Here is a 3,391-nt window from a genome sequence, read left to right on the forward strand (position 1 = left end):
CCCAACCAACGCAGACGACGCCACCCCACAACCCCGGACCGCGCCCCACCGCCACCCGTCACCTGAACACCAGAAGCGCTACCCGACACCGACAAACGCACCCGACGTTCAGGTGACGACGCATGCGGCCCGGCCATCGACCGTGAACGCGACACAGCCGGCAACGGGAGCACCCGTGACTGGTACGCCGGAGACGTTATCGGGGACGAATAACGTCTCCGGCGTACCAGTCACGCGAGCAGCCCCGTCAGCCGGGCGGGCCGCCCACCGCGCCCACCACGGACGCACCGGACGCGATCGACCTCGCGGACACAATGCTCAACTCGGACACGGCATTGAGCGTCGCCGCCACCTGGGCCCGCTCGTCGGCGTCGAGCGGAACGTCCCGCAGTTCGGCCACGACGGCCGCCGCCCGCGCCGGATCGTCGAGCGTGAGCGCGAGCTCGGCCCGGTACGCCAGCGCCTCGACCCGCTCGACGGCGCTCGCGTCGCTCGCCCTGGCCAGCGCACGGTCCAGGATCTTCGCGGCCTGCGCCACCTCTCCCCTGCTGTCGGCCAGGACGACCGCGTTCTCCAGTGCGACGGCGAGCCGGCCGCGCCGCTCCCGGGCCGACGCCGCCGACAGGTCCGACACCGCCGACACCGGCAACGGGTCCGGTGCGGCGAAGATGCGGATCCAGTTGCCGCCGGGGTCGACGACCGTGAAGCCGGAGCGCTGGTCGGAGTTCTTACGCGGGCGTGGTCTCGTCATCCGGGGGATGCCGGAGAGCGGGACCTTGCCGTACGCGACCCGCAGGCCGTCGGCGAAGGCCCGGTGCAGCGGCCCGGTGTCCGGCACCTGGATGATGCAGCTGCCGTACGACTGGGCCGGGTCGAAGTTCGGCATGCCGAAGAAGTGCAGCTCGACCTCCTGGCGGCGCATCGCCAGGTACGGGTTGGGCTTCGTCTGCCGGTAGGTGCGCTCGAACCCGAGGGCCTCGTAGAAGGTCAGCATGTCGTCGATGGAGGCGCGGGGAAGCAACGGGATGACCATGGGTCCTCCGGATCGCCGGGACCGAGGGAGTGACCATTGTCGCTGCCGGCGATCGTTTCCGGATTACCCACTGGCGGCGGGCGCGTCGAGAGGGAAGGCTGAAGATCGACCACGAGCCGGGGCGTACCCACGCCAACGAACCCCACCCCGGAGGCTAGAACCGATGGCAAGACCCCTCAGCGTCCAGCTCTACAGCGTACGGGAGCTGATCTCCGACGACCGCGACGGCGTGCTGCGCCGGATCGCCGACATCGGATTCGGCGCAGTCGAACCGTACGACCCGACCACCGACCCGAAGGGATTCCGGCGCGTCGTCGACGACCTGGGACTCACCGTCTCCAGCACCCATGCCGGGGCGCTGCTGCGGCAGGAGCCCGCCGAGGTCTTCGACGCCGTCGCCACCATCGGCACCGAGCTGGTCATCATCCCGGCCGGCATCCCGCACGAGGACTTCACCACCCGCGACGGCCTGGCCCGCGCCGCCGACCTGCTCAACGGGCTGGCCGAGCAGGCGAAGCCGTACGGGCTGCGCCTGGGCTACCACAACCACTGGTGGGAGATCGAGCCGCGCATCGACGGCGTACCGGCCATCGAGGTGCTCGCCGAGCTGCTCGCCCCCGAGGTCTTCCTCGAAATCGACACGTACTGGGCGGCGGTCGGCGGCGTCGAGGTCCCCGACCTGCTCCGGCGGCTCGGCGACCGGGTCCTGGCGCTGCACGTCAAGGACGGCCCGGTGCGCAAGGACGAGCCGCACACCGCCGTCGGCCAGGGGGTGATGCCGGTACCGGAGATCCTCGCCGCCAACCCGGACGCCTGGCGGATCGTGGAGCTGGACCGCTGCGCCACCGACATGCTGACCGCGCTCGCCGAGAGCCACGCGTACCTGACCGGCCTCGCCGCGTCGGAGGTCGCGGAATGAGCGAGGGACCGGTCGGCGTCGGCATCGTCGGCGCCGGTGTGATCAGCAAGCAGTACCTGGAGAACCTGGCCACCTTCCCGGACGTACGGGTGCTCGGCATCGCCGACCTGGACGTGGCGCGGGCGTCGGCGGCGGCGGAGCACTACGGCGTACCGGTCGCCGGCGACATCGAGGCGGTGCTGGCGCTGCCCGAAGTGGAGATCGTGGTCAACCTGACCACCCCGGCCGCGCACGCCGCTGTCGCCACCGCCGCGCTCCAGGCCGGCAAGCACGTGTACGGCGAGAAGCCGCTGACGCTCGACCCCGACTCGGGGCAGAAGCTGCTGGCCGAGGCGACGACGCGGGGGCTGCGCGTCGGCAACGCCCCGGACACCTTCCTCGGCGCCGGCATCCAGTCGGCGAAGCGGGCGTTGGAGTCGGGCGTCATCGGTACGCCGGTCGCGGCGACCACCGCGTTCCAGAGCCCGGGCCCGGAGGGATGGCACCCGAGCCCGGAGTTCCTGTACCAGTTGGGCGCCGGTCCCCTCTTCGACCTGGGCCCGTACTACCTGACCGCGCTGGTCGCCCTCTTTGGTCCCGTGTCCCGGGTGGCCGGGGTGGCCCGGCAGGCACGCCCGGAGCGGGTCATCGGCTCGGGCCCGAAGGCCGGTACCGTCTTCCCGGTCGAGGTGGCCACGCACGTCACGGCCCTGCTCGACTTCACGGGCGGGCCGAGCGTCTCGTCGACGTTCAGCTTCGACTCGACCGTACGGCGCTCGATGATCGAGATCATCGGTACCGAGGGAACCCTCTCGGTACCGGACCCGAACACCTTCGGCGGGCCGTTGCGGGTACGCGGCACCGACGACGAGGACTGGCGGGATCTGCCGGTGGAGGGTACGTCCGCGGGGCGCGGGCTGGGCGTGCTGGAGATGGCCCGCGCGCTGCGCCGGGGCGAGCCGCACCGGGCGTCGGGCACCATGGCGCTGCACGTGCTGGAGACGATGACGGCGATCATCGCCTCGGCCGAGGCGGGCCAGTTCCAGGGCATCAGCTCGCTGCCCGTACCGCCGCTGAGCCTGCCGGCGGACTGGAACCCGCACGCGGCCACGCTGGGCTGAGCCGCAGGACGGCACGCTCGGCTGCGCGGTGGGCGGGCACGAGAAAGGCCCGGGCCGGGTTCCCCGCGGTGGGGAACCCGGCCCGGGCCGGTCAGTTCTGTTGGCTCGGTGGTCACCAGGCGTCGTGGACCAGGTCAGCCGCCTGCTGCTCCCACTGCGCGTACGCCATCGGGAACGCCGACACCTGCACCGCCTGCGCCGCATCCGTCAGCGGCATGTCATGCCACCCATCCACCTGCTTCAACGCCTTCTCGAACGCGGCCGTCGCGTACTCCGGATCGGTCAACTGCTTCGGCTCACCCCAACCCGAAGACGGCCGCTGCTGGAACAACCCCAGCG

Annotated in this window: 3 protein-coding genes and 1 pseudogene; 2 read left to right on the forward strand and 2 right to left on the reverse strand. The window is 71.7% G+C overall.

Annotated elements, in window-relative coordinates; all coding sequences use genetic code 11:
- Positions 1-247: 247 nt before the first annotated feature.
- Positions 248-1,033, reverse strand: coding sequence for a VOC family protein (locus AB0J86_RS38715; protein ID WP_363863850.1), 786 nt, complete (start codon positions 1,031-1,033; stop codon positions 248-250).
- 163 nt (positions 1,034-1,196) lie between these two features.
- On the opposite strand from AB0J86_RS38715, the gene AB0J86_RS38720 reads away from it, so the two are divergent.
- Together AB0J86_RS38720 and AB0J86_RS38725 are read left to right on the forward strand one after the other, a co-directional pair.
- On the forward strand, positions 1,197-1,952 hold the full coding sequence (locus AB0J86_RS38720; protein WP_363863853.1) for a sugar phosphate isomerase/epimerase: 756 nt from the start codon (positions 1,197-1,199) through the stop codon (positions 1,950-1,952).
- Positions 1,949-3,052, forward strand: coding sequence for a Gfo/Idh/MocA family oxidoreductase (locus AB0J86_RS38725; RefSeq protein WP_363863856.1), 1,104 nt, complete (start codon positions 1,949-1,951; stop codon positions 3,050-3,052). The genes AB0J86_RS38720 and AB0J86_RS38725 overlap by 4 nt, the downstream gene beginning before the upstream one ends.
- A 112-nt stretch (positions 3,053-3,164) precedes the next feature.
- Here the strand turns inward: AB0J86_RS38725 and AB0J86_RS38730 are convergent.
- Positions 3,165-3,391: pseudogene (locus tag AB0J86_RS38730) on the reverse strand (hypothetical protein); the annotation flags it as partial.

Source organism: Micromonospora sp. NPDC049559 (genome assembly GCF_040676675.1).
Taxonomy (GTDB): Bacteria; Actinomycetota; Actinomycetes; order Mycobacteriales; family Micromonosporaceae; genus JBFAPK01.

Bases quoted from the DNA above. Each gene is read 5' to 3' on its own strand.
- AB0J86_RS38715 (WP_363863850.1), bottom strand. From the start codon at position 1,033: ATGGTCATCCCGTTGCTTCCCCGCGCCTCCATCGACGACATGCTGACC.
- AB0J86_RS38720 (WP_363863853.1), top strand. From the start codon at position 1,197: ATGGCAAGACCCCTCAGCGTCCAGCTCTACAGCGTACGGGAGCTGATC.
- AB0J86_RS38725 (WP_363863856.1), top strand. From the start codon at position 1,949: ATGAGCGAGGGACCGGTCGGCGTCGGCATCGTCGGCGCCGGTGTGATC.